At 43.0% G+C, this 23,196-nt stretch carries 17 protein-coding genes; 14 read left to right on the forward strand and 3 right to left on the reverse strand.

All coding sequences use genetic code 11. The features are described from left to right. Positions 1-70 precede the first annotated feature (70 nt). From trpA to ACE1AT_RS17410, 14 genes are all read left to right on the forward strand, one after another. Complete coding sequence (trpA, locus tag ACE1AT_RS17345) at positions 71-895, forward strand: tryptophan synthase subunit alpha (protein WP_374870480.1); 825 nt, start codon at positions 71-73, stop codon at positions 893-895. 151 nt (positions 896-1,046) lie between these two features. Continuing rightward, a complete protein-coding gene (gene trpB / locus ACE1AT_RS17350) occupies positions 1,047-2,318 on the forward strand; it encodes a tryptophan synthase subunit beta (protein WP_374870482.1) in 1,272 nt (423 codons plus the stop codon). A gap of 85 nt (positions 2,319-2,403) precedes the next feature. Next, positions 2,404-3,507 (forward strand): anthranilate phosphoribosyltransferase, encoded by a 1,104-nt coding sequence (trpD, locus tag ACE1AT_RS17355; RefSeq protein ID WP_374870484.1) that lies wholly within the window; start codon positions 2,404-2,406, stop codon positions 3,505-3,507. 51 nt (positions 3,508-3,558) lie between these two features. Continuing rightward, positions 3,559-5,163: a flavin monoamine oxidase family protein gene (locus ACE1AT_RS17360; RefSeq protein ID WP_374870486.1), complete on the forward strand. Its 1,605-nt coding sequence runs from the start codon at positions 3,559-3,561 to the stop codon at positions 5,161-5,163. Between the two features lie 123 nt (positions 5,164-5,286). After that, a complete protein-coding gene (locus ACE1AT_RS17365; protein WP_374870488.1) occupies positions 5,287-8,754 on the forward strand; it encodes a ferritin-like domain-containing protein in 3,468 nt (1,155 codons plus the stop codon). A gap of 37 nt (positions 8,755-8,791) precedes the next feature. Further along, positions 8,792-10,399, forward strand: a complete 1,608-nt coding sequence (locus ACE1AT_RS17370) for an FAD-dependent monooxygenase (protein ID WP_374870490.1) — start codon at positions 8,792-8,794, stop codon at positions 10,397-10,399. A gap of 60 nt (positions 10,400-10,459) precedes the next feature. After that, positions 10,460-11,149: a glutathione S-transferase family protein gene (locus ACE1AT_RS17375; RefSeq protein WP_374870518.1), complete on the forward strand. Its 690-nt coding sequence runs from the start codon at positions 10,460-10,462 to the stop codon at positions 11,147-11,149. 99 nt (positions 11,150-11,248) lie between these two features. After that, positions 11,249-12,508, forward strand: coding sequence for a cytochrome P450 (locus ACE1AT_RS17380; protein ID WP_374870492.1), 1,260 nt, complete (start codon positions 11,249-11,251; stop codon positions 12,506-12,508). Positions 12,509-12,604: 96 nt separating this feature from the next. Continuing rightward, entirely contained in the window at positions 12,605-13,861 is a 1,257-nt protein-coding gene (locus ACE1AT_RS17385; protein ID WP_374870494.1) for a cytochrome P450, read from the forward strand. A gap of 276 nt (positions 13,862-14,137) precedes the next feature. After that, on the forward strand, positions 14,138-15,334 hold the full coding sequence (locus tag ACE1AT_RS17390; RefSeq protein ID WP_374870496.1) for an MFS transporter: 1,197 nt from the start codon (positions 14,138-14,140) through the stop codon (positions 15,332-15,334). Positions 15,335-15,443: 109 nt separating this feature from the next. Beyond that, a complete protein-coding gene (locus tag ACE1AT_RS17395) occupies positions 15,444-15,614 on the forward strand; it encodes a hypothetical protein (RefSeq protein WP_374870498.1) in 171 nt (56 codons plus the stop codon). A 109-nt stretch (positions 15,615-15,723) separates the two neighbouring features. Next, entirely contained in the window at positions 15,724-17,802 is a 2,079-nt protein-coding gene (locus ACE1AT_RS17400; protein WP_374870500.1) for a pentapeptide repeat-containing protein, read from the forward strand. Positions 17,803-17,986: 184 nt separating this feature from the next. Next, positions 17,987-18,319 (forward strand): hypothetical protein, encoded by a 333-nt coding sequence (locus ACE1AT_RS17405; RefSeq protein WP_374870502.1) that lies wholly within the window; start codon positions 17,987-17,989, stop codon positions 18,317-18,319. A gap of 388 nt (positions 18,320-18,707) precedes the next feature. Then, entirely contained in the window at positions 18,708-19,649 is a 942-nt protein-coding gene (locus ACE1AT_RS17410; protein WP_374870504.1) for a pentapeptide repeat-containing protein, read from the forward strand. Positions 19,650-20,220: 571 nt separating this feature from the next. Here ACE1AT_RS17410 and ACE1AT_RS17415 read toward each other — a convergent pair. The 3 genes from ACE1AT_RS17415 to ACE1AT_RS17425 form a co-directional block, all read right to left on the reverse strand. Continuing rightward, on the reverse strand, positions 20,221-20,760 hold the full coding sequence (locus tag ACE1AT_RS17415; RefSeq protein WP_374870506.1) for a hypothetical protein: 540 nt from the start codon (positions 20,758-20,760) through the stop codon (positions 20,221-20,223). Positions 20,761-20,781: 21 nt separating this feature from the next. Further along, positions 20,782-22,062: an acetyltransferase gene (locus ACE1AT_RS17420; protein WP_374870508.1), complete on the reverse strand. Its 1,281-nt coding sequence runs from the start codon at positions 22,060-22,062 to the stop codon at positions 20,782-20,784. Between the two features lie 192 nt (positions 22,063-22,254). Continuing rightward, on the reverse strand, positions 22,255-22,482 hold the full coding sequence (locus ACE1AT_RS17425) for a hypothetical protein (protein ID WP_374870510.1): 228 nt from the start codon (positions 22,480-22,482) through the stop codon (positions 22,255-22,257). Positions 22,483-23,196: the final 714 nt, after the last annotated feature.

The following is a 23,196-nucleotide window of genomic DNA, read 5'->3' on the forward strand; positions in this document are numbered from 1 at the left end:
ATACTCTGCGTGAAGCTGCTCTGACTGATGCATTTTTGATGGTATAAGCCCCTCCAAAATCCAAAATCGAATGACTTCTATCTCCCAACAGTTTGAATTTTTACGATCAAATAATCAATGCGCTTTGATTCCTTTTATCACAGCTGGCGATCCTGATTTAGAAATCACAGCCGAAGCCCTACAAGTTTTAGATGCTAGCGGTGCTGATTTTATTGAATTGGGGGTTCCTTACTCAGATCCTTTGGCTGATGGGCCAGTGATTCAAGCTGCTGCAACCCGTGCCTTAAAACAGGGAACCCGGCTGATGAATGTTTTAGAGATGGCTCAAACAGTTACTCGCAGTTTGCGATCGCCAGTTATTCTCTTTACTTATTACAACCCAATTTTAAATTTGGGCAAACAGTTGTTCCTAGAACGAGCCGCTGCATCGGGAATTAAGGGGTTAGTAGTACCTGATTTACCTCTCGATGAAGCCGGCGATCTATTAGAACTAGCTGATGTTGTAGGAATTGAAGTCATTTTGTTAGTAACTCCTACAAGTTCTAAAGCAAGGATAGAAGCGATCGCTCGCCAATCTCGTGGTTTTATCTACCTCGTTAGTGTCACAGGCGTGACTGGTACTCGCTCCCATCTCCAAACTCGTGTTAAAGATGTGTTACAAGACATTCGTAGCATTACAGATAAACCCATTGCTGTTGGTTTTGGCATATCTAATCCAGAACACGCTCGTCAGATCAGAGAATGGGGTGCTGACGCTGTGATCGTGGGTAGTGCTTTTGTAGAACGTTTATCAGAAAGTACACCCTATCGAGGACTGCGAGCTATCAAAGATTTCTGTAGTGAATTGAAAGCATCTATAGAAGGTAGCTATGCAGAAGTAAATGGCAGAAAGTAAGAACACAAAAAACTAGTAGTCTATTTTAGAAAATCCAAAACCCTGCATTTCTCTGCGCTTACCTTTGCGCTCCTGTGCGTTAAAAAACATATTTCTCCGATACCAACAGATTTGATATAAGAAAACAAACTACAAAAGACGCAAAAAAAGTATGTTATTAAATACACAACAGATAGAAACCTCAACTCTACTGTCCAGTCAACAACCTGATGCAAACGGCAGATTTGGTCAATTCGGTGGTAAGTACGTACCCGAAACCTTAATGTCGGCACTGACTGAGTTGGAAACCGCATTTAAGCAATATCGTACTGATTCACTGTTCCAACAAGAACTACAAGGATTGCTGCACGATTATGTAGGACGTTCTACCCCCCTCTATTTTGCCGAACGGCTAACCGCTCACTACGCTAAACCTGATGGTACAGGACCGCATATTTACTTAAAGCGTGAAGACTTAAATCATACAGGCGCTCACAAAATTAACAATGCTCTGGCGCAAGTACTGTTAGCCAAACGTATGGACAAGCAACGTATTGTAGCAGAAACAGGAGCCGGACAGCACGGTGTTGCTACTGCTACAGTGTGCGCTCGATTTGGCTTAGAATGCGTGATTTACATGGGCATCCATGACATGGAACGGCAAGCCCTGAATGTGTTCCGGATGCGGTTGATGGGGGCAGAGGTTCGATCTGTGGAAGCGGGAACAGGAACTCTCAAAGATGCAACATCCCAAGCAATTCGCGATTGGGTGACAAACGTCGAAACAACTCACTACATTCTCGGTTCTGTGGCTGGACCTCATCCCTACCCGATGATGGTGAGAGATTTTCACGCAGTCATTGGTAAGGAAACTCGCGCTCAAGCAATTGAGAAATGGGGAGGACTACCGGATATTCTGCTTGCTTGTGTAGGAGGTGGTTCTAATGCAATTGGACTGTTTCATGAATTTGTAAATGAGGCTTCTGTGCGTTTGATTGGTGTTGAAGCAGCTGGTGAAGGTATTGATACAGAAAAACATGCAGCAACTCTGACAAAAGGACGAGTCGGAGTTCTGCACGGTGCTATGAGTTATGTACTGCAAGATGAAGATGGTCAAATTGTTGAAGCACATTCAATTAGTGCTGGGTTAGATTATCCCGGTGTTGGCCCTGAACATAGTTATTTAAAAGAAATTGGACGTGCGGAATACTATAGTGTGACAGACCAACAAGCACTACAAGCATTTCAACGTCTTTCTCAATTAGAAGGGATTATCCCAGCACTGGAAACAGCCCATGCGATCGCCTATCTAGAAACTCTTTGTCCACAACTTTCAGGTAGCCCTACAATTGTGATCAACTGTTCCGGGCGTGGTGACAAGGATGTGCAAACAGTTGCTTCTAGAGGATTGGGGATTGGGGATCAGGGATCAGGGATTAGTTAAGAATCTATTCTAGTTCCTAATTCCCAATCCCCAATCCCCGTTGCCCCTTATCCCCGATCCCCGATCCCCTTACACCTCAAAATTTATGGCTACAGCAACTATCAGTGTTGGAAAAAATTCCTCACCTTCTAATGATTCCACCAATTGGTCTGCATTATTACAGCAATTACTAGATCGTCAATCGCTGTCAGTTGCTCAAGCTTCTGATTTGATGTATGGTTGGTTGGCAGAAGTCATTCCTCCAGTGATGTCAGGTGCGATTTTAACAGCAATTCAGGTGAAAGGAGTATCAGCAGAAGAATTGCTGGGTATGATTAAGGTTCTATACTCTCAGTCATTAAAAGCAACCTTGCGCGATCGCGTTGTCGGTACATCACCACTTGTTGATACTTGCGGTACTGGTGGAGATGGAGCCTCAACATTTAATATTTCCACAGCTGTTGCTTTTGTCACTGCTGCTGCTGGAGTCAAAGTTGCCAAGCATGGTAATCGTTCAGCATCTGGTAAAACTGGCTCGGCAGATGTATTAGAAGCTTTGGGTTTAAATTTAAAGGCCAGCACCAAAAAAACCCAAGAAGCGGTAGAAGAAGTCGGCATTACTTTTCTATTTGCACCAGATTGGCATCCAGCCCTGAAAGCGATCGCACCACTGCGAAAAGCACTGAAAGTAAGAACAATTTTTAACTTACTTGGCCCATTAATCAATCCTTTGCAGCCGACAGGACAAGTGATTGGTGTTAACGATCCGAAGGTAGTTGAGACTTTTGCACAAGTTTTACATCAACTGGGAACTCGGCGAGCGATCGTACTGCACGGACGCGAAAAACTAGATGAAGCAGGGTTAGCAGACAAAACTGATTTGGCTGTTGTTTCAAATCAACAAATGCAATTGCTTGTCTTAGATCCACAGGATCTAAATATAAACCCTGCTCCCACCACTGAACTCCGAGGTGGGGATGTGCAAGAAAATGCAGAAATTCTCAAAGCAGTTCTGCAAGGTAAAGGGACTCAAGCCCAGCAAGATATAGTGGCTTTAAATGCAGCTTTAGCTCTCTATGTTGGTGAAGCAGTGCCAGAAACTGGTAATTATTTTGATACTTTTACCAATGCTATTGTTGTGGCCAGGGAAACCCTTAATAGTGGACTGGCTTGGAAAAAATTGGAACAACTTGCTCAATTTCTTCAGTAAAAGCACAACAGTGGTTCGCTGTTTTGCCACAAAATAAGGAGTATTTGGTCGATGGATATTAAAAGAATGCTAGATATGTGCAAGCTAGCCAATCGCCAAGAAGGCAAGCGCGTGACCATCTTGGGTGCTGGAATTGCAGGTTTAGTAGCAGCCTATGAACTTGAGCGTTTAGGGCATGAGGTAAATATTATAGAAGGTAGTCCACGCATTGGAGGCCGAATTTGGACTCATCGATTCGGAGATGATCCCAAACCTGCCTACGGTGAACTTGGAGCAATGCGTATCCCTAGTGAACATAAACACGTTCTCCACTATGTACATGAACTGGGGCTGACTGACAAGCTATGCAAGTTTGTCACAGTATTTGAGGAATCAAATGCTTTAATTAATATTCAGGGAAAAGTCTTTCGGATGAAAGACGCACCGCGGGTATTTCAAGAGCGTTATCTAAGAATTTTTACCAACACACGTTACAGTTATAAGACTAAGTTGTTTGCGGCTTGGCTGAAGACAATCGTCGATGCCATCTCTCCTGGAAATTTGCGTGACAGCCTAGAATCTGACCTCTCCTCAAAATTGATGGATGATTTAGAGAGGTTGGATTTAGAAGCATATTTCAACGAAGATGGCGAAACAATAGATTTGCATACTTTTATCAAAAAGAACCCAGGTTTACGGGCGCGGTGCAGTAAGGCGCTCGATATGTTCTTTAGTGATATTCTGGTCGAAACAAGCCACGATCTATTGCAACTAGAAGGGGGGATGGATCAAATCATCAACCATCTGGCTGCGGCAATAAAAAGTCCTATTAAATGCAATCAGAAAGTAGTGGGACTGCATGTACAAAATGACCATGTGCAGGTATCGTATTTAGAAGAAGGACAATTGCGTACACGTCGTTGTGACTACGTCTTGTGTACGATTCCGTTTTCCATCTTCCGTCAGATGGATTTGAATGGGTTTGACGACAAAAAACTTGCCGCTATTGACAAAACTTTCTACTGTCCAGCCACCAAAGTTTTGTTTCACTGCGCCCAAGCCTTCTGGCAAAAGGATGGAATCAAAGGAGGGGCTTCATTCAGTGATGAAGGTATTCGCCAAATTTATTATCCTTCTATGGAGCGCAACCCTTCTAGAGGTAGTACATTGCTGGCTAGTTATACCATTGGCGACGATGCAGACCACTTGGGGATGATGTCTGAAGCAGATCGTTATGCTTACGTTAAGAACGCCGTCAGCAAGGTTCACGCTGAAATTGAGAAACCCGGCATGGTTTTAGACATGGCAACGATCGCCTGGGGTAAGTACCAATGGAGTGCCGGTGGATGCTCTATTCCTTGGGGCGGCGACATCACCAGTGAATCCAATCACCACATCCATTATTTAGAGGCTGCTAGACCCCAAAATACACTCTTTTTTGCCGGTGAGCATTGTTCTAGATTTCCAGCTTGGCTTCAGGGTGCGATCGAGTCGTCTATAGAGGCAGTTTACGATATTGCCGCCTACCAACCTGCTACAGAATCTATAATTCCAACTCCATCGGTGTCCGGCAGTAAGGTCAAAAATGTTGCTTTGACAAGTATAAATAATAATAAAACTTTAGAAGAAAGTCCAAAGTTTTCACAAGAACTAGTTACCAGTCAAATCTTCGTTTAATAGGGGATCGGGGATTGAAAACTGAGTAATATTCTTTATTCCTAATTCCTAGTTCCTAGTCCCCAGTCCCCAGTTCCTAGTCCCCAGTCCCCGATCCCCAATCCCCGCCTTCATTCAAAAACTATGAGCATCTTGGATTTTCCCCGCTTACATTTCCAGGGTTTTGCCCGTATTCATGCGCCTACAGGACAAAAAAACGGTTTAGTGGATCTCAGTAGCAATACTGTTTATATGAATGGTAATCGCTTTGATCACCACCGTTCTTTATCTGAGTTCCACGAATATCTATATAAATTGGGGCCTCGGTTTAACGCCGCTGGAGAATGGGATGAAAATGGCCCTTTCAGCATGGCAATGGGATGGGATTTTGGAGGTAATGGTCACTTTGCGATCGATGCAAAAATTATCAGCGCCCAACCTAGTTTTGCAGAAATTGACCAAAACGACCCGGTAGTAGGACGCAGCGTTGATATGTGGGGTCACTACAACGAATATCTGGGAACGACCTTCAATCGGGCGCGGATTTTTGACTGCGATCCAGCCTCGAACTGGACATCTACAATTATGGTGGGGCAGTTCACCTTTGGGCGACAGGGCAATTCCCATGAAGTCCCATATATGCTTTCGGCTCCTGTTGCAGGTATGCAGCCTGCTCGCTGGCAGGATTTTAACCATATCTGCGAATTGCCTCCCCACTGTCTTAATAGCGAGTTTCAAAGGGCGGCTGTACATCAGTTCACAATTCCTAAAACAGCTAAAAATTTACTGTGGGACGAAGAAACGGCACTCTCACCAACGGTATCTTTGTTACGGAAGGCAATGAACCGCAATGACGTATTGGGGCTGGTTGTGCAGTTTAGTGTCAGCAATATGTCAACCCCGATGCAACCAGATTCACCAACTTTTTGGGAACTGCACGGAAGTATTGGTTTGTGGTGTGAGGGTGAGATGAGTACCTATCCCCACGGGCGGTTGTTGACTCCCTTAGAAGGCAGAGGGCAGAGGGCAAAAGGCAGTCTCAATGAAACAAGTTTCACCACCAAGTATGAAGATAGGACTCCTCCTACACCACGGACTTCCCTAGCCGGAGGAAACCTCCGGCTCCAGTCCTCCCCATACCCTTACACCCTTTTATTTGAAACAGCACTTTCTAATCTCAGCCTCCAGGTGACTCCCCAAGGTGTAAGCCTGAACATGGTGACAGCAGTGCCGTGTGTGGGGCGGGCGATCAAAGCGGGACCAGGGCCAACTCATGCGATCGCTTCTAAACTTGACTTTGGTGAGTTGCAATTACGCACAACTACAAGTCAACGTCTAGTAGCACGAATTCCCAGCGAAGCTTACCAAAAAGAAGCGCATCAACTCACAAGCGGTATTGTTGATGTGCCACTAGCAGCACCCTTTGCAAATCTGCGTGAGGAAATTGAACAGCAGGGTTTGTATATTATAGACGGGCAAGGACAAATTCTGGCTCAAGAAAAAGAAATCAATCTCCAGGTAGATGACGGTTGTTTGTTTCTAGAATTTTCTGATTTGCAGCTTGGCAAAGATTATACAGAAGAAATAGAAATACGCTCCTTTGTCCGGGGATGTCCAGCACCAATCGAGACTGTGTATCTCCACCAATTTTACAACCCGAAAGGACTGCCCCAACTTCGTTACGAATTTGAACGCGACCCCGCTCACGCTGGTCAAACTTTCCACTTTCCCCCTAGTTCTGAATTGAACATCGTCCATTTCAAACCAGGTAAGGGGGAGGAAAGAAACGATTTTGCTCCTACATGTATAATCTCAACTAACTCTGAAGGGCGTGGATGGGTAACTCTACGGGGTATTCAACCAGGAACAACACGCATTTTGTTGTCGGATCAAGCTGATAAATTGCCTTGTGACCCCAACCATCCCGATCAAGCAATCATCGCCTACGATAACGATAATTTGCTTGGCTTCTGGTCTGGTGCTGGCTATTTTGCTATTCGGGTGTTGACCAACGACTGGCATTTAGAAAAAGTTGAAGATGAAGCAGTAGACTTCAACCTTATTTATGAACACATCTTGGCTTACTATGAACTGTGCTTCTCCTTTATGAAAGCAGAAGTTTTTAGTCTGGCCGATCGCTGCAAGGTAGAAACTTACGCCCGGTTGATGTGGCAGATGTGTGATCCCCAAAATCGCAATCAGACATATTACATGCCTCCATCACGAGACTTGTCAGAACCAAAGGCTATACTTCTGCGTAAATTCCTCCATAACCAGCAATTAGTTGGTTATGTTCCTGATTCTCAACCAGTGCCAAAGCGTACCCAGCGCCTGATCCAAACTCGCGATGAATTAGTTACAGCCCTGCGTTATGCTGCTGAATTAGAAGTAGCAGTGATGTTGCAATACATTTATGCAGCTTATTCGATCCCCAACTACATCACAGGTCAAGAATATGTGCGCCGCCGTTTGTGGACACAAGAACAACTACACCTAGCTTGTGGTAACGGCGAGGAAGGGCGTAATTATGGGATGCGAGGAGTGTTACTGGAAGTCTCCCATGAGGAAATGATCCACTTTTTGATGGTCAATAATATCCTCATGGCCATGGGTGAGCCGTTTTATCCAGCAACACCCAATTTTAGCGAGATGAATCGTCGCTTCCCCATTGAAGTGGACTTTGCCCTCGAACCCTTCAGCGCCACGACCATCCAACGCTTCATGCGCTTTGAAATGCCTGATTTTTTGGAGAAAGATTTAATTAGCGATCGCCAAGAAAATGATCCGACAGCAGACCGTTTACACGGCTATGGTTCTCTAAGTGAGTTATATCGGCAAATTCGCCAAGCAATCAAGAATATTCCGGATCTATTTATTGTCAAAAAGGGTCGTGTCGGGGGCGAACATCATTTATTCCTGCGTGAAGACTTTAACAAAGTCCATCCAGATTATCAATTGCAAGTTGACGATGTCGAAAGCGCCCTGTTTGCGATCGACTTTATCGTTGAACAGGGAGAGGGTTGTGATCCCAATTCACCCAAGTTTGAACAATCCCATTTCCAGCAATACCGATGCATGGCTGAGATATTAGCCCAACAGCATGTACAGGATACAGACTGTCTCATTCCTTGGAACCCTGCCTATCCAGCATTGCGTAATCCTACCCTCCATTATCGGGATGGCAACAGCAGTGTTGTTACTATTCCCGAAACTCGTGCTGTCATGCAAATCTTCGATGAGTGCTACTTCATCATGATGCAACTAATGGTGCAACACTTTGGGTTAACCCCCACCGCTAGCTTCCGCCGCTCAAAAATCATGAACGCTGCTATCGACGTGATGACAGGTATGATGCGTCCTTTAGGGGAAATCTTAATGAGTATGCCTTCCGGTAAGCGCGGTAAGACAGCAGGGCCGACCTTCGAGATTTCAATACCTATGTATATTTCTACACCAGAAGTTGCCTGTGAAGCGATCGCACGTCGATTTGAGCGTTTAAGTCGCCAAGCCAGGGAATGTGAAGCGATCCACAGCACAATCTATGAAATGTTCGATTTTTACACAAAATTCTTTGCAGATTTTGCCAATAATCCCCAAAGACTGCTTCCTTAAGGCCCTCCTACACCCCTACCCCTACACCCACTTTCAAATGAATAACACCACTATAGAAACAGATGTCCTGATTGTCGGTGGCGGCCCCGTTGGTTTAGCAATGGCATTGGAACTGCGCTACCAAGGTATTGACTGCATCGTTGTCGAAGAATCCGATGGAGTCATTAGTCATCCCAAAGTGGGTACTGTCGGGCCACGCTCAATGGAACTTTTTCGCCGTTGGGGAATTGCCCAGCAACTACGCGATGCTGGCTGGCCCTACGATCATCCTCTAGATATTGCCTGGGTTACAACTGTTGGTGGTCACGAAATTTTCCGGCTGAATTTTCCATCTCCTGGTGAAAGACCTTTACCTATCTATACACCAGAACCAGAACATCCCTGTCCTCACCACTGGCTTATACCTTTGTTAATACGTAACTTAGGTGAATATCCCTATGGGCCGGTGCGTCTGTGCTGCCGTTTAGAGAATTTTGAGCAAAAAGAAGATGGTATTGTTTCTCAAATAACTTATCTTAATAGTGGAAATACTGAGATAATTCACGCCAAATACTTGATAGCTTGCGATGGTGCTAAAAGCCGAATCCGTAAAGCATGTGGCGTTGATGCTCCAGCCTATCACCCTACACGGATATTTCAAAACATTCTTTTCCAAGCACCAGAGCTACCAGAAATTCTGGGATCACGTAAAGCCTTAGTCTTCTATATGGTCAACCCCAAAAGGTTGCGGTATCCCCTCCGCTCCATTGACGGTAAGGGATTGTATCGCTTAACAGCAGTTCCTCAAGAAGATGGGGAAATGCGCGATCCTCAAGAAGCGGTTGAAGAGGCCCTTGGTATTGATACACCCATCGAAATTCTTTCTAGCCTTCAATGGCATCTTACTCACCGAGTTGCTGAACATTTCCGTAGCGATCGCATCTTCTTTGTTGGTGACTCTGCTCACACACTATCACCTTCCGGTGGTTTTGGCATGAACACCGGTATTGCTGACGCAGCTGATCTGGGTTGGAAGTTGGCGGCTGTTCTCAAAGGCTGGGCGAGTTCTAACCTACTTGACACCTACGAAACTGAGCGCCGTCCCATCGCAGTGCGAAATCTGGAAGAAGCAAACGTCAATTTACAACGCACTCTAAAACGCAACTTAGCTCCAGAGATTATGGACGATTCTCCCGAAGGTGAACAAGCACGCAAACAGATGGCTGAAAAAATGGAACACGGTGACGTGCGACGGGAATTTGAAGCACCAGGAATTCACTTCGGTTTCCGTTACGAATCGCCTGCTATTATCCCCGACGATTGTCCACCGCCCACTAACGATCCCCACCAGTGGACGCAAAATAGCTACCCAGGTTGTCGAGCATCCCATGCTTGGTTAGAGCTTGGTAAATCCACTTTAGATTTATTCGGTCATAGTTTTGTATTGATGTGCTTCCAAAAGCAACAGGAAATTGAAAACTTCGAGAAAACTTGTCAGCAAAAAAACGTACCTTTTACAAGCATACAGATCAACAATCCTGACATTGCCAATCTCTATGATCGCGCCTATGTCTTAGTACGACCAGACGGACACGTAGCTTGGAGAGGCGATCGCTTACCTGATGATCCAGCCACAATCGTTGACCGTGTTCGAGGCTATTTCTAAATTTGACCCAAGTTATTAGTCATTTGACCAATGACCAATGACTATTGACTAATGACTAAAATGAAACTCTACTACGCCACCGCCTCATCCTACTGCCAACGCGTCCTGATCGCCTTTTCCGAGAAGAGGATAAACTTTACACCGATTCAAGTGAACCTCTTTGACCCCGAAGCGCGATCGCATTATATGCAAATCAACCCTTTTGGTAAAATTCCCACCTTTGTCACTGAAAATGGTCAAGTCATTTTTGAGGCTTCCATCATCATTGAATACTTAGAACAACGCTTTCCAAACGAACCTCGTCTCATTCCCGTAGATCCAGAACTTGCTTTAGAGGTTCGTTTGTTGGAGCGAGTAATCGATGTGTACATCAACGGCGGACGTGAAACATTATTTGCCGATACCCAACGCCCAATTGAGGAACGAGGAGGCAAACAGGTTACGAAAGCCAAGCGGCTATTAGAAACGGCCTGCGCTCTTTTGGATCAACGACTCCAGGGGCGTACTTGGCTAGCAGGCGAAGAATTTTCCTTAGCAGATTGCGCTGCTGCTCCCACTCTTACCTATTTGCGTATTGTTTACAGTTACAAACACTTACCCAGACTGACAGATTATGTTAGGCGTTTAGAGGCGAGAGCTTCTGTAAAGCAAGTGCAAAATTCTGGACGCGAGCAAATGAAGCAGATGCTAGCTGCACTGCAATATCCTTTGGAATTGCCAGCTTTGGAGGAGGGAAGAGTTTATTTTTAAACGCAGAGTGGCGCAGAGGTTAACGCAAAGGGACGTGGAGTGTTAATCAGAGCTACTTCTAGAAGAAAAAAACTAAAGTCTAATTGGGTGTTAATAATAATGACAGTTTCTACGATTGAAAGACTCAACCCATTTGTACCTGAAGTTATTCAAGACCCTTACAAATTCTACCGACGCTATAGAGAGTTAGACCCTGTGCATTGGGGACTGGCTGCTAACCCTCGTTTATCTGGTAGTTGGTATCTGTTTCGTTATGAAGATGTGATGCAGGTGCTTGAAAGCCCTAAATTCGGTCGTGAAGCTGCAAAAGTCCGAGATGACGGTGAAGGCGCACCAGTGCCAGCTGCCTATCGCGGGTTTAGAACGATGGTGAGCAACTGGATGGTGTTTAGAGATCCACCAGATCATACGCGGTTGCGATCGCTCGTTAATAAGGTCTTTTCCCCGAAGATGGTTGAAAATATCCGTCCAGCCATCTTCAACATTGCTGATAGTTTGTTGGATCGGGTGCAAGCCCGTGGTGAAATGGACTTGGTTGAGGATTTTGCTTTTCCTGTGCCTGTTATGGTTATTGCCACTCTGCTGGGTGTAGATCCGCAGGATCGTCCATTATTTCGGGAATGGGCGTTGGCTTTACAACATGCTAGTGCTTCGCGTCTGACTCCTTCGCCAGAGGTTTACGCTCAAGCTGAACACGCAACTTGGGGATTGATCGAATACTTCAAAAAAGCGATCGCTCAACGGCACACTGAACCACGCCAAGATTTAATCACGGCTTTAGTTAAAGCTCAAGAGGAGGGCGACAAACTTAACGATGATGAAGTCCTCGCCACATGCATCCATCTGCTCACAGCCGGTCACGAAACTACAATTAACCTCATTAGTAAAGGAACATTAGCGTTGCTGCGTAACCCGGATGCGCTCAAATTGTTGCGCTCTCATCCCGAACTCATTGCTGGAGCAGTAGAAGAACTCATACGTTACGACAGCCCTGTGCAAATGGTGACACGTTGGGCTTTTGCAGACGTTGAAATTGGGGACAAACTGATCCGGTGTGGGGACAGCGTAGGGTTAGTACTTGGTTCCGCAAACCGAGATCCCGCCCGTTTTGTCAATCCCGATGTCCTCGATATCCAACGTCAAGACAACAAGCACTGTGGCTTTGGCAGTGGTATCCACTTCTGTGTGGGTTCTGCCTTAGCCCGCGCCGAAGCGGTGATTGCGTTGAATGTCCTACTCAATCGTTTACCCGAACTGCATTTAATAGACGAAAAGGTTGAGTGGGCAAATAACATCGTCTTCCACGGGCCAAAACATCTGCACGTTGCATTTAGGGAACCTGTAGCGATCGCATCATAATCTTTTATCCCCCTCTAGCTTGAGAATAGAGGCGGTGAAACTTGTTTGATCGATACTGACTTCTACTAAAACTCAATTAATAAAGGAACAGAAACAATGATAGAACAAGAATCGATTCAGTCTGAAAAGAAAACTTGCCCCCACGTCGGTCAAGAATTTCAACCCTTTGTCAGCCCCCAACTTGAAGATCCCTATTCATTCTTTAAGCGTGCTAGAGCTGAAGAGCCGCTATTTTACAGTCCAATGTTAAACGGCTACGTTGTTACACGTTATGAAGACGTTCTCAATATACTAAAAGACCCAGCCCGATTTTCTTCCGCAGATAACCTCAAACCTATTGTTGAGTTTACGCCGGAGGTAATCGGAGTTCTCAGACAAGGTTTTCCTTTTGTTGCTGACTTAGTTAATAGTGATGGCGAACAGCACAAACGTTTACGCGCTCCTTTCATGAAAGTGTTCGCACCAGAACGCCTGCAAGGATTGGAAGACTCAATTCGCACTCTTGCTAACAGATTGGTAGATAATTTTATCAATGATGGCCAAGCTAATCTCATCTCCCAATTCACTTATCCGTTACCGCTTGAGGTGATTCTCACCATGTATGGTGTCCCTCTAGAGAGGATGGCAGACATCAAGAAGTGGTGTCATGACATGACGGCGTTGTTATCGTCACAGTTAACACCAGAAAAACAACTAGAATGCGCTCGCAGTTTTGTGGCAATGCAACAGTTTGTTGCAGGTTTAATCGAACAACGGCAGCAAGCTCCTCAAGATGACTTGATCAGCAATATTCAAGATTCTGATTTGAGTTTAAATGAGCAGGTCATCGTTTTATGTGGATTAATATTAGCAGGGCATAAAACTACTAGCCATCTGATAGCTACTACCATACATCTTCTGTTGGAACGTCCACAATTATGGCAAGCGATTTGTGATAATTCCTCACTCATTCCTGCTGCTGTAGAAGAGGCACTCAGGTATGATACTCCTGTGCCATCTATGATTCGTACTACTACTGAAGAAGTTTCCCTAGCAGGAGTTACATTACCCCAAGCTACTCAGTTGTTTTTGATGTATGGCTCTGCTAACCGGGATGAGAATCAGTACGATCATGCCGATAGTTTTGAGATTGAACGTTTCAAACAGATAACTGCTAACCATTTCGCTTTTGGTCATGGAGTTCATCACTGCATTGGTTCAAATTTAGCTCGTAGAGAAGGACGAATTGCTCTGGAAGTATTGTCTACAAGATTCCCGAATCTCAGACTTAGTCCCAATCAAAAGCTAAATTATATCCCAGCTTTGATGAATCGTTCTTTTACACATCTCTATGTGGAATGGGATAAGGCTTGATTGAATCGCCCTGAATAATCTTGATATTAACAAGGCTGAAAATTAGACAAAATAAAATATTTTCAGCCTTGATTTTTTTGGATATTCAGAAAATTGATGCATGACTCTAAGAAAAAGCACATCTTACTAAGGGTCTGATTTTTCATAAATATATTTTTAACCAATCAATAATTGAAATCAAAAATACTTCAAAAAATCCAAACATTTAGTATCAACAAGTAACTCATTTATTCTTAAGAAATCTATACAATAAAAAAGTAGATAAATTGCTCTGCCATGAAAACTAACAGTAAAAACACGAGTAAAATCCATCAAGATAAGAATTTTTACATTATTAGTATGTTGACGTTGGTCACAATTTTAGGGGGAACAATTTATAACCCTGCACTACCAACCATCGCAAATTTTTTCAATGTTTCAAGCGATCAAGTTTCCCTAGTTTCAACCGTCTTTCAATTCCCAGGCGCAATTGTTACTCCCATATTTGGGATTTTAGCTGATAGATTTGGTAGAAAACAAGTTCTTGTGCCTTCACTGTTAGTTTTTGCTTTTGGTGGAGCTTTAAGTGGTCTTGCTCCTAATTTTCGTAGCCTTACAGAATGGCGTTTTTTACAGGGTGTTGGTACTGCTAGTCTAGAATCTTTGCAACTTACTATTATTAGTGACCTTTATACAGGAAAAAAGCTAACTTCTGTCATGGCATTTGTTGCCAGCTTGAATGGAATTAGTTCGGCTATCTTTCCTTTAATTGGTGGTGTATTAGCTTCTTTTAGTTGGCGATTTCCATTTTTAACATCTTTGTTTGCTATTCCATTCGCGATCATGGTATTCACAACATTGAAGTTACCACAGCAGGAGCATCATGTACAAAATTTTCAACTCAAACCTTATTTACGAAATACTTGGGGTAGCATTAATAATCGTCAAGTATTTGGATTGCTGTTTGCAGTCATGTCTCTGTTCATGCTGCAAGTCGGAGCTTGCTTAACTTACATTCCCATTTTTGCAGGAAAGCAACTTGGTGCTTCTGAATTAGTAATTGGTGTTATCTTGACGAGTCTATCATTATCTCTTGCCTTAGTTGCTTCTCAATTGGGTCTTTTAACACGACATTTTTCGCAAATACAACTCATTAAAATATCCTTTGTTCTCTCTGGTTTGGGATTATTAATGATTCCGACAATTAATAATGTATGGCTGCTATTAATTCCGGTTTTTTTCCTTGGTGCAGCTCAAGGTATGGCGTTTCCATCAGCTCAATCAATGTTAGCAATGCTTTCTGCACAGGAATCTCGTGCTGGTTTTATGGCGGTGAATTCAACTATTCAGTCATGGGGACAAACACTAGGCCCTCTTTTAGGAAGCATTGTTGATGCAATTTGGGGAACACAAACTGTCTTCTATGCTAGTGCTTCTTTTTCCCTAATCTCGTTTGTTGTTTTCAACTTTCTATTAACCACTAATGCGGATTAATGCTCTTTCATCACTCTGGTTAGAGTAAGTAAGTGGGCGTGAAAATTTACCACTATGTAACAAAATATTAACCAGAAAAGTCGGAGTTGAATTTTACACGTCGTGTACTGTGATTACCTTGTTACAACCTCCTGCTCAAAAGAAATATGTTAAAAAGGCGACGAATGGGAGCGATCGCCTTTTTAATAAGTTCGGTGTCGTTATACCTATTGGAGTGCGATCGCTACTCCAAATTGAAGCTAACCAGGGCGATCGCACCTTGGGCGTGTTCTATCAGTAAAGTAGAACTGCTAGGGGCGTGTTGGTGTGGAATTTGAGGTGTAGAAAATTCAGGAAATTTTCGTCTTACTGTTGTATAAGAAGATTAAGTCCATCTTCAGCTTTAAGTTATGCCCCTGAACTTCTCTGGTCAAAATCTTCGTGGGCGCTCTTTTAAGGGTCAAAACCTTGAAGGGGCAAACTTTAGTTATGCAGATATCCGGGGGGCGGACTTTTGTAAGGCTAAACTTACTGGGGCGAAGTTTAGTAAGGCCAAAGCCGGGCTACAAAAACGCTGGGCAATTTGTTTGATTTTATGCTCATATCTACTACTACTGCTAACGGGGTTTTGTGCATCAGTTGGTGGTAATGTTGTAGCACATATATTTGAAACCAAAAATCCCGCCTTTTCTTGCTTTGGCGCAATCTGTTTAGTCTCTACTGTACTCTTTTTCGCTTCCACTGTTCGTCAAGGTTTAGAAGCTGGGATTGAAGCTATAGTTGTTATTATCGGTATTGGTGGGGGTATAGCTGTTTTCACAGCTGTCACTGTTAGTGTCGCTACAAGTATCGGCTTCACTTTCTCCATTCCCAGTATTTGGAGTGGAGTTGTATTTGCTTTTGTTCCTGGAGTTTTTGCCAGCGTCATTGTTGCAGTTGGAACTGTAGTTGGATCTGTAGCAGTAGCTACTGCTAGAGTTGTAGGTGGATTTGTGGCTGTGGCAGTAGGTGTGGTTGTAACTGTTGCCACCTCTATCAGTTTCCTCAGATTTGGGATTACTACTCTCGGTGGTTCTGTAATTCAATCTGTGGCTACGGCTGTGACTGTCGCGAGAATTGTAGCCGTTGTCATCACGCTGCTCGCTGCTCACATTGGCTGGTGCGCTTTAGCTGGAGATGATAAGAACGCTTTGATCCGTGAAGTAGCAATTTTCTTTGCGGCTGCAAGTGGCACGAGTTTTAGGAGTGCTGACCTTACTGATGCTGACTTCACGGGAGCTTCGCTCAAAAGCACAGATTTCAGAAGAACAACCTTAATTCGTACTCGTTGGCATCAAGCTACAATGCTCAACTATGCCTGCCTCGGAGAAACATATTTAAAGGACGCGCAGATACGGCAATTGGTAATTACAGGACGGGGACAAAACAAAATTTTTGATTACCGAGATTTTCGAGGACTGAATTTGTCGGGAGCTAATCTAGCTGGTGCTAGCTTCATAGGAACTAATTTCTACCAAGCTTGTTTGCGAGAAGCGGATTTAACAGGAAGTTTGCTTGTAAGAACACAGTTTGAAAGTGCAGATTTAACTGGTACTACCTTAACGGGAACCTGTATCGAAGACTGGGTAGTTACTAGAACTACTAAGCTCCGTAATGTTAAATGCAAATACGTCTTCATGAAATTAAGTGAAGATGGAGATAAACGCGATCAAATGCCACCCAAAGGAGAGTTTAAAAATGATGATTTTGTCCTTTTTGTACAGTCGGTATTAGACACTATTCATCTTTACCACGAACGCGATGTCAATCCTAAACTGGCTTTGTATGTTCTACAAAATTTATCAGAAGACTACCAATGCACCCTTGAGATTGCAAAGATTGAAAAAAGAGGAGAAAGTGAAGCAATTATCGAGGTAAAAATCCCAGGTGTTTTTAATCAAGAAAAAATAAAAGAAACATATTATGAGAAGTACAATCAATATTTAAAGTTTTATATGTCAGACCCGAAAAACGAGTTAAAAAGCCCTACTAGTATTGAAAATGTTACTGTTTACAAAGGTGTTTTGATAGGTGGAAGTGTTAGTAATAGCACAGTCGCAAATACTATTGACAATCAAGGAGATTCCATGACAGGCGATTATATCAATCAAAGCGGAAACTTCGGTGTTGGTGTTAATAAAGGAGAAATAAACACAGAGAAGTTAGCTGGAACTATCAATGAAGCTAATGAACAGAATTTTGTAGAAGCCGCAGCAGAAATTCAGCAGTTACTCAAGCAACTAGAAGAAACTAACCCCACTACAACCGAGACAGAAAAAATGATAGTTGTGGCTAAGGCTGCTGATGAAATCAAGAATAATCCAACGCTGAAAGCGCGGGTTATTGGTGCGCTGAAATCAGGAGGTAAGGAAGCATTCAAAGAGGCAGTTGACAACCCACTTATTAACGTTTTGATAGCGATTATTGAGGGTTGGCAAGAAGCTAAATAAACTGTGCTGTTCACACACTAAGAAGAGTTGACTGTAAGAATCGCACTCGTGGAGGTAATTTCTGCCGTGTGCGATCGCTCTTATAATGCTAAAACCCCCTCATGCCTTTTTAGCTTTGGGCAGTGTCCAGCAAATACCAGAAGACAACACTACGCTGGCAACATCAGCAATCAGAATAACTTGAATGGCATCAGTTAAATTAAAAGTCATTTTTGTTACCTCAGTTATTAATTTCTACAAATATCTTCAAACTCTTATAGTAATTTTCCAGATAGAAAATGGTCATCCCAACTGGCAATACGAACCACCCACCGCAGCAGATTGTTACCGCTACGTGCTACGCAACCGGGCAGTACACCTGGCACTCACCGCCCCTAAAACCAGACAGCAACTAGAGGAAAATCTATCTGTCCTCCATGCGCCCCCACTTTCCTCTCAAGAGGTTGCCCAGTGGCACTCATACGGGGACTTAGTTTATGGGACTGGACAAGATGCATTTGATACTCAATGGGTTTGAGAGATGGAATGGTTGAGGCGATCGCACACGTTGATTTTGTATTAAATTCGCTCAAAAAAGTTCATGCAAATTATGTGTCATTATCCGGCGTTGGCAAATACAGTTATGACAATAGATAGTGTGTTTGTTGGTCGTTGATTAACAAACTTTACATCAGGTTCAGGTTTCATAGGGTTAACCCTCCAGGTTCCTGTGCTGCCATAATTAAGGCTAAACGCAATGCATGAGAACTTACTTTTAATTATCAAGGAAGATGATGCTCAGGAGGGGGTGAATTAATCTGATCAGATTTACTTGGTTCACGAGGAAATTACGGCAGAAATTTCGAGATTTACTGGATATAGTCTGGTTTCGTGTTTTACTGGCCATCGTGATTGCTTATTTGTTAATGCTGACATTCAGTCACATCGAACAGTGGAATAAGCAACAGCCTATTTGTAAATCTCAAGATTCATTATTGCAGTGTTTTTACAAACAAGCATTATCAGTTATTGAGGTCAATAACATTGAAGCTTTTAGTATCCTAGCAGCAGCCAGCTTATATTTATTGGAAAGTAGAGAGCGCAGACGCAATACCATTTATCAAGCATGGCAAGTCATTGATCATGCGGCTGCGGCAAATGTATCAACTAGCTACGCCAGAATCAAAGCATTGGAAGATTTAAATCAGTATGGTGTGTCTTTAAAAGCTTTAGATTTACCCGGTGCTGATTTACATGAAATTGACTTGGCTGGTGCGGATCTGTGTGTTGCTAATCTCAATTATGCCAATCTCATCTATGCTAATCTCAAGCGAGCTAATCTCACTGATGCCCAATTAGAAGGTGCTAACCTCAGTCGTGCCAGGCTTAAAGAAGCTAATCTCACCTATGCTAACCTCAATAGTGTCCAGTTAGAAGCTGCTAACTTAACCCGTGCCAATTTAACTAATACAGACCTTGGTGGTGCTAATTTGGGTGGTGCTGATTTACAAGCAGCTATTCTAGAATTTGCGGATCTCAATGGTGTGCAGTTAGAACTAGCTAATCTTACAGATGCAAAATTACAAGGCGCTCAATTAGAAGGTGCAGACCTTAGTGATACTAATTTAGAGGGGGCAGACCTGAAAAATGCGTACCTCATCGATGCCAATTTCATCCGTGCTAATCTCAAAAATACCGATTTGCGAGGTACTCAAGACCTCAGTGTTGAGCAAATTCAAGCTGCTAATAACTGGACACAAGCCAAGTATGATCGCTACTTTTGTATCCAATTAGGTTTACCTGTAGAACCAGAAAAATCAGTACAGCAGAATCACATAGATACACCAGATACCAAAAGGCTTTTGTAAATAGATGGGGATACCTGCGTTTTTGCCGTAGCGACTTCTGAAATGTTCATCATCACTTCAATCAGGCGATCGCACACCAACAAATTAAGTAGAAAAAGTAAAGTTTTTGAAGGGGTGACAAGAATAGTCAAAGTATTACTCTTAGAGGGATTCAAGTAAGATACCCTATCAAAAAAAACGGTTCTTATTGACAATGCTGTGCAGTTATTAGACAGCTACATATAGGGGACAGTTTGATGGGAAAAAAGAATGGTCTCGTCAAATTAACAAGACCAAACAAATAAATACTGACAGTAATGATTGGGTCGAAATCGTGGTGCCGCGTTGCGCCACCGCAATTTGTCATTGGCGATCGCATTTATTTCTGGATGAAAAGTACCCGGATTTTGATAACCCGCAACTTGGGTTACTAGTGTCTTTTTTCTTTCCTCCGTATTCTCTTTCTTTACTTGTCATTTTTATCACTCTGTTGCTTTTATTTACTTAAAGCGTTGCACATCTCGTGGGGTATCTCTTGATTAGCTTTTATTTCCCCTAAACCCTACATCCCATACTCCTTACGCCAGAAATATCAGGGATTTACACTGATCTGAGTGCTATTTGTTTCAGACACAGTAGTTGCACCAACTGCCATTACCTGAGACCATTCACTGACACGGTTACTATCTAAAACAGCACGCACTCGATAACCAAGCTGAATCTTGTGCATTAACAAGATTAAATCACGGTTGAGTAATCCTTGTGATTTTTGGTTTTCATTAGATGCAACTTGTAAACGAAAGCAGCGATCGCTTTGCCGTTTCAACTTTGGAGATTTCCCCTCCATCAGCACCGTTTGTAGTTCATACTCTTTAGCTTCGGGATAGGGTTCCCAGCAAAGTTGCCAGTAAGTTGACCAGCGAATTAACTGTGTTGGTAGTTCCTCGACTTCATCGGACAATGTAGAAACAAATCCGGTGACGGGAGGTTGTACAACTTGAGGCTGATTAGAGGTGATGTCAGCAGCTAAAGATGAACCACTATCAACACTTAGTATCAGTCCAAATATCAAAGTGAACAGCACAATCAATCGTAGGCATTTTAATTGCACCGACAATATTTTCCGATTCATAATGATGCAAAAGTCTGTTGTTTACCACTCCACAGGTAAGATAATGCTGCCGTTGTCTGCATAGATTGTTCGAGAACGGATATAAGTTCTGGGAGCTACTGTAGAATTGAAGACTGCGCTTCTTTGCCCAACTGCTGAGTTGTTACCGATGCTGGCGCGGAATATAACGGAATTTGGGCCTAACCCAACAGCATTACCGATGCTGGTTTCAGGGCCATTAGCAACACCATTGACAACCTGCCTACCACCATGAACTAGAGCGCGAGGTCCATAACCAATGCCATTACCAACAGTCAAACTAGTGGTCTCTAAAGCATGAAATACAACATCGTTTGCCATCCCAGCAATTTGTCCAACATTAAAAGGTTCACCCTCGTCAGCACGCAGTGAAATTCTATTAGCTAATTTGTTTTTGAGCGTTGCTAAAGAATCTTGAAAAGTGATGTTGCCGATAATGCGGTTACGATAGTTTGGATCACGAGTGGCAATTCCACCTATCTGCGGTAAACCTCCGGAGTTAAAAAATGTGACTGGAGCATAATTAATTCCTGTTACGTTTGTCAAGTCTACTCTGGCCAAGTCTGTGTAACCTTTGGCAAATGCTTCATTAACTTCAATGATGCCTTCCATTAATGCAACGTCGGCTTGTGTCAAGTTTACAACTTTCCCTGAAGCACCGCTACTAGCTTCTAGGTTAGTTGTGACGTTTTTACCAGGTAGAACTACTTTACCAGCAGGTAAGGTAACACCAGGGCCAACCCGCGCTAGAAAGTTGACTACTGTGTTTCTTTCTATAGTTGCACCATCTATTTCACAGTTGAAGGCGAGAAATGTCTCTGGAATATCGTTGTTAAACTGAGTATTGGTAATTGGGTCAGTAAAAGGTCCGGTTGAACCTTGAGTACCGATTTTCGCTGCACCTTTGACAACGGCCATGTGTGCCATAATGACACGCTCGCCAATGGCCACCCCTGTTCCCGAAGCTATAATTTTCACTTGGTCTTGGGCATTAGAATCTGCCGCGATACTAATAGGGGCATTAGTAGCGTCTAATTCGGCAAATGGGGCAATGTAGACTTTTTCGCCCAAGGTAATATTTGTGGGATTGGTGATTGTGGCAGTGGGGTCAACGAAACTAGCTGACTCTGAAGGTGCTGTACTTGGACATATAGGTAGGTTTCCCACAGTTGGATTACACGTTCCTCCAGCAGCTATTGCGGGTTGTATATATATCTGTGTACTGATGACAGACGCTAGGATAATTGCAGTTAAGACACTAAAAATTGTGCGAGGTTTAAACATGGAGAGAAAACTCCTCACGGGTTATGGAATATTTGGCTCTGAGATAATCTGCGTTCATGGATGAAAGATGTATTGAGGCCATGTCTGACGACAAGACGCAGAGCGTCTACGCAAGCTGAAAATTTATCCAAAAGTTACACTGCAAAAGCCTCTACTTACAGTCTTTCTCTGTATTAGGTATCAGACAAAGAATTAACCGCCCCAAAAACCTGCCAAGTTGAAGAATATTTGCAGGATAAATGATAATAAGGGACTTAAAATCGGAACTGTAATTGTCGTTGTAGCCCCAGCAACTGCTGAGTTGTAGACAGTCTCCCAAGCATCTGGACCGCTAGTGGATTGTCCATATACCTTTGTACTGACGGCCAACGTGAAGCTAACCACAGTTAAACCAGCTAGTATTGTACGGCGTTTTAACATTATTCCTTGATACCTAAATAGTTCGCCAAGTTTATTTAGTAGAGTAAATCGAAAATCTAAAACAAAAGTTTTAACTTTTCGCTTTACCTAACCTAATAACTCTTAAATTTCAGTCGATGAAAACTTAATTGCTACCAACAGCAATTAACAGATTATTGTATGAGCATTTGCTACTTTACACTAGAGGTTTTTATATTAGTAAAAATTATATTTTTGATATAAATATTAGCTAATTTATTATTGAGAACTTTATTTTTAGCCTGATAAATAGGAATATAGAAATTATCTATCTTACGATGGATGTTTTAGCTTTTACTTTAAAATCCAATTTTGTAATTTTCGCTTTAATATAGGATTTCTACATAGCCTTCCGTTCCATTAACTCAGATCTTGCACCTGGAAATTTGAATGTCAATTCCTTGACTAAGGAATGTGGATTAAATAAGATCCAGAATTATGACATCTGTGGTTTAGCAGTGTAATTCCATTGGGGCAAATAATCATCAAACACAATTTCCATCGTTTGCTTGAAATCCTCTGTAACTTTACGACCCGTTTTGTATACTTGCTCCAAGGCCTTTCCAATTAATAAAATATCCAGCCCTCGCGTTCCGCCTGAAGGGCGGAACGCTCACCAATTCTTGGGTTGAGCCAAAATATATTTGATAGGGCTGGATATTTTATTTTTTGGAGATCCCCAAGACAGTTGTAAAC

The organism is Pelatocladus sp. BLCC-F211, assembly GCF_041928655.1.
In the GTDB taxonomy this organism is placed as follows: Bacteria; Cyanobacteriota; Cyanobacteriia; order Cyanobacteriales; family Nostocaceae; genus Pelatocladus.